The organism is Sulfurihydrogenibium sp. (assembly GCF_027448985.1).
Taxonomy (GTDB): Bacteria; Aquificota; Aquificia; order Aquificales; family Hydrogenothermaceae; genus Sulfurihydrogenibium.
On the sequence record NZ_DAIDMN010000093.1, the window covers coordinates 1 to 4,509 of the forward strand.

The 4,509-nt window shown below is 29.0% G+C and carries 3 protein-coding genes; all 3 read right to left on the reverse strand.

Annotated features, from left to right (window positions below):
• Window positions 1–1,793: cellulose biosynthesis cyclic di-GMP-binding regulatory protein BcsB (locus NE054_RS07125; RefSeq protein WP_297890149.1), on the reverse strand; the 1,793-nt coding region annotated here is incomplete at its 3' end.
• Window positions 1,753–2,286, reverse strand: a complete 534-nt coding sequence (locus NE054_RS07130; RefSeq protein ID WP_297890151.1) for a V4R domain-containing protein — start codon at window positions 2,284–2,286, stop codon at window positions 1,753–1,755. The genes NE054_RS07130 and NE054_RS07125, both read right to left, overlap by 41 nt.
• Window positions 2,286–4,509 (reverse strand): UDP-forming cellulose synthase catalytic subunit (gene bcsA, locus NE054_RS07135; RefSeq protein WP_297890153.1); only part of this gene is annotated, 2,224 nt, incomplete at its 5' end. The genes bcsA and NE054_RS07130, both read right to left, overlap by 1 nt.

Genomic DNA, 4,509 nt, shown 5'->3' on the forward strand with positions numbered 1-4,509 from the left:
AAGAAAATTTGATTTGTAAGAGCGTTTGTGTAGTTTAGTTTAGCTATATGGGAAGTATCCTTCTTTAATCTTTCAAAGAATTTTCCATTTATTAAACTTTTGATGATAGGAATAGAAATATCTACTGTATCAGAAATTTTTAAAGGAGAATTCTTTTGAAGTTCTAGTGGAATACTTCTTCCAATATATATGATATGTTTGTTTTTTAAGTCTTCGTTTATATCACTGTAAACTCTTAGTCCGAAAGGAGGTGTTCCTACTTTTGAACCAATATAAGAAGAAAGAGTTAATATAGCTGATATTATTTTATCATTTTTTTCGTTGATGAAAAAAACAGTTTCTTTTAAATCCGCATGCATAGTGTAAGGAAATCCGGAATCTACAAAGTATTCAAGGTACGGCATTTCAAACCAGTAAGGCATTTTAGGAATCTCTATATAAGATTTTGATGTAAAAAATGTTCCTCTTAACGTTTCTATATTTGGAGAGATACAGTATCCTCCTCCTGGAGCCATCATAGCATACTCTATTTTTAATTTATTTAAACCTTGAGCCAACAAGTAAGAAGGAATATCTATATCCTTCTCCTCCAACACTGTTCCATACCTTTTTTCCATCTTCAAGGAAGTGATGTATTTATCATTTAAAAATATGTTAATTACGGAATCTTCTCGTGCTCCGGCTCCATAGTTAAATGCAAAATGGAACTTTATTTTCTTATTCTTCTCTATATACAAACCCTGAGGAATTCTAAATTCAACAACTGCTGGTGGTGGATATATACCTTTAAAACTAAAATCCTCATATCCAAGTTGGCTAATATAAACCCTTTTTCCTAAAGGAATGTTAACAAAGTATTGATAGTTTGATAAATTAGCTTCCTTTAAATTGTTAATACTGTAATACCTACCTGTATAAACAGGCTCTTTTATACTCATAAAACTTATTAAAGACTTTCTTATCTCTTCGTAACTGTTACCTGTTATAACTACTACAGCTTTCGTTATATTATTTGGGTTTGGGTAAATGTATATATCTGGAACATTTCCTTCATTTAAATTAAGAATTTTTCTCACAAAATCTTTAGACCCTACAATAAATACATCTTCATCTGTTGGTATACTTTTCAGATAATCTATTTTTATTTTTCTGTACCTTATATAACTTCCTATATATCCTGCCAATTTTGAAGCCAAAGATAGCAATCTGTCATCTTCACTTTCTGTCATTATGCCTAATTTTACAGGATTAAAAAGTTTGGGGTCTAAAACGTAATCTCTAATTAACAATGTGTCTTCTAAGATAGGTTTTTCTTCATAAACTATTTTTACATAACTATTTTCTAAATCTATTTTAGACCATAACTCAGGACTAGCTTCAAATTCACAACAGTTTATACAGTAATGATGAATTGCTCTAATTTTTATATCATTAAAAGGTTCGATGTTGTTGATAGGAAGTTCTGTATTTATAACCATAATATCTAAAAGGGGATCAAAAGGTTTTTGTGTTATAAGCTTGTTATTAAAAAAAACAGCTAAACTACTTCTTTCTTTTACTAAGGATAAAGATTTTTCAACTTCTAAATGTAGATATATATTTTTTACTAAATAACGAGATGGAATTGGAAGTTTTATTGTATATTCAGCTTGAATACTCCTTAAATTAGGGTCTCTAAATGCAATATCTTTTAAAGGAACCGTAATTTCTTCTCCTATTGAAAATTTAAAAACCATCAAAACAATTAGAAAACTAAACCATTTTAAATAAGCAGTAATTTGATTTACCCTCATTCTTACACTCCTGTTCTTCTATTTTTATATTTTCGTCAAAAATCCGACTTAGTATTTTGGAATAAAAAGCAGATAAAAACTCACAGACTTTTTTACCTTTTGTTCTTTCAGATAAAAAAACAAAAGGAGAATCAAAATGTTTTATATAAATCTCTTTAGATTTGGTATCAATTATTATTTGAGATGTACCTAAACTGTTGTAAATTAAAAAGTTGTTAATTATGTACCAAATTTTTTCTATATCTTCATCTCCTAAATTTTTTAAACTTTCTAAGAAAAGATTGTTTTTGTCAAAAAAAGAGTGGCCACATACACTCATAAATTCTTTATAATCTTTTATATCCACTATATCCTGTAATGTTGCTATTAAAACCTTATCTAAAGAAAAGGTTTTTACATCTTCTAAACTTACAGGAAAAACTATTTTTTCCTGTGTAATCTCATTTTTTTTAATATCTTCTTTTTTTAAAGTATCTTCTTTAAAGATTTTCATTAAGGTGTTCCTCCCTTAAGATATTTTTTGTAATCTATATTTTTAAATATTTTACCATACGATAAGAGTTTCAAAGAAAAAGACTTTAAAATATCTTTGTATCTAATCTCTTTCATCTCTTTTATAAACTCTTGTGTTGCTACCACATAGGCTTTAGAAAAAGTTTTAAAAAAGAGCTTTGTTAGGAAAAGAAATGTTTTTATTGGACCCATCGTTAGCTCTTCTCTGAAAATTTCCCATCTTGAACTATCAGAGTAAACTACTTTAACAAGTTTTGTAATATTTTCTATATCGTTTGTATTTAAGAATGTAGCTCTTATATTTTTGGAATTTGCGTTAACTACCTTTGCATCTAGAGTAAAAGCCAAGTTATCAACATCTTTTATCATAACTTTTATATAAGCGTCTCTTACTACGTCTAAATAAGGTGTTATATCTTGGTCTGTTTCTATCCATATTCCAGTAAGAGATACGTCTCTTACTTTACCTGAAAAAACATGAGAATTTATATATATAAAAGCTTCATCGTTTGAAGGTACTCTAAATGCTTTTCTTCTTTGAGGTTTTTCTAATAAAATACTTATTCCTAAACCTAGTATCAAGAAGTTAAATATCTGCCAAAATAGGACGATTAAAACAGTTCCTCTTTCATCCGGATAATTAATCCACCTATAAACACTAAAGAAAAACGAAATTACTATAATATGGAAAAGTATATAAACAGGTTTATAAAAAGGTGTTAGGAATTCTTCTTCTAGATTTTCTCCTTTTGGTGTAACTTTAAATGTAGGTTTACGGGGATTTAGGATAACACTTATAATCGCAGGTAAAATAAAGATTGACTGTATAGCTTCGTAGATTTCTGAGAAAAAATTCCATCTGGTTTTTGCATACAAGTAGTAAGAGACAAGAATTGAAAAAATAAAATGAGGAATTGCGTATACCATAGCATCTTCTAAAGATGCGTTGTAAATTCTAACTCCTAAGATAGGGTATAAAACTGGTGCTATTAAAAATATAAATCTTGCAAATCCAAAAAACCAAAAGATATTTGCATTTAGATATGACAATTTTTGATACCATTTTAATCCTTTTTTAAACAAAGGATTTTTTAATAAAAAGATTTGTATCATTCCTTGAGCCCAGCGGGTCCTTTGGACTACAAATGCCGAAAATGTTTCCGGTTGAAGACCATAAACCATAGGTCTTGCATAATAGCCACTGTCATATCCTCTTGAGTGTAGTTCCAATGCTGTTTCTGCGTCTTCTGTAATTGTATTACCTTGTATTCCACCTACTTCTAAAAGGTATTTTCTTCTAAGGATAGCAGCTGAACCACAGAAGAAAGATGCACTCCAAAAATCAAGACCTTTTTGGATATGTTTATAAAACATATCCGCTTCCGATGGGACTATTTTAAATATTCCAAGATTTTTCTCTATAGGGTCTGGATTGTAAAAAGAGTGAGGAGTTTGAACTAAAAACATTTTTGGGTATTTATTGAAAAATCCTACAGTTCTTTTCAAAAAATCTTCAGCAGGAGTATGGTCACAATCCAATATAAGTATTAAATCTCCGTTTGTTTTTTTCAAAGCTTCGTTTATATTTCCCGCTTTTGCATGTAAGTTTTTTTCTCTAGTTAGATAGTGTAAATTACCTCCTACTCTTTTAACAAAACTTTTAAGAGCCATAGCTCTTTCATAATTTTCTTTTCTTTTTTCTGGGTCTGGGTCGTTGAGTTTTTGAGTAGTTCCTCCATCATCTAGTATATAAACGTTAAACTTTTCTTTTGGATAATCCATAGATACTGCAGCCAATGCAGTTGTCATAACTATTTCTACCGGTTCATTGTACGTAGGGATGAATACATCTACAGTTGGATAATCCTCTCTTTTTTGAATTGGAATAGGTTTTCTATCTAACAACCTTAAAGATATAAAACTACCTAATAAGAGAATTATCAAAGAATAAAGCTCAGCTAAGTATAATAAAATTGAAAAAATGGCATTAAGAAAGCCTTCATCTAAATTTATAGTGTTAAACGTTCTCCACCAAAAGTATCTTAAAGAGATAATAAGACCAAAAAATATAATTATAAGTTTTATGTGTTCTGTTTGAATTCTTAAAAGTGGTAAGGATATTATAAATAAAACCCTAATTTCCAATTCGAAAAAAAGATGAAATAAAAAACCTCCAGTGGTATCATAAAGTAAAACTACCACT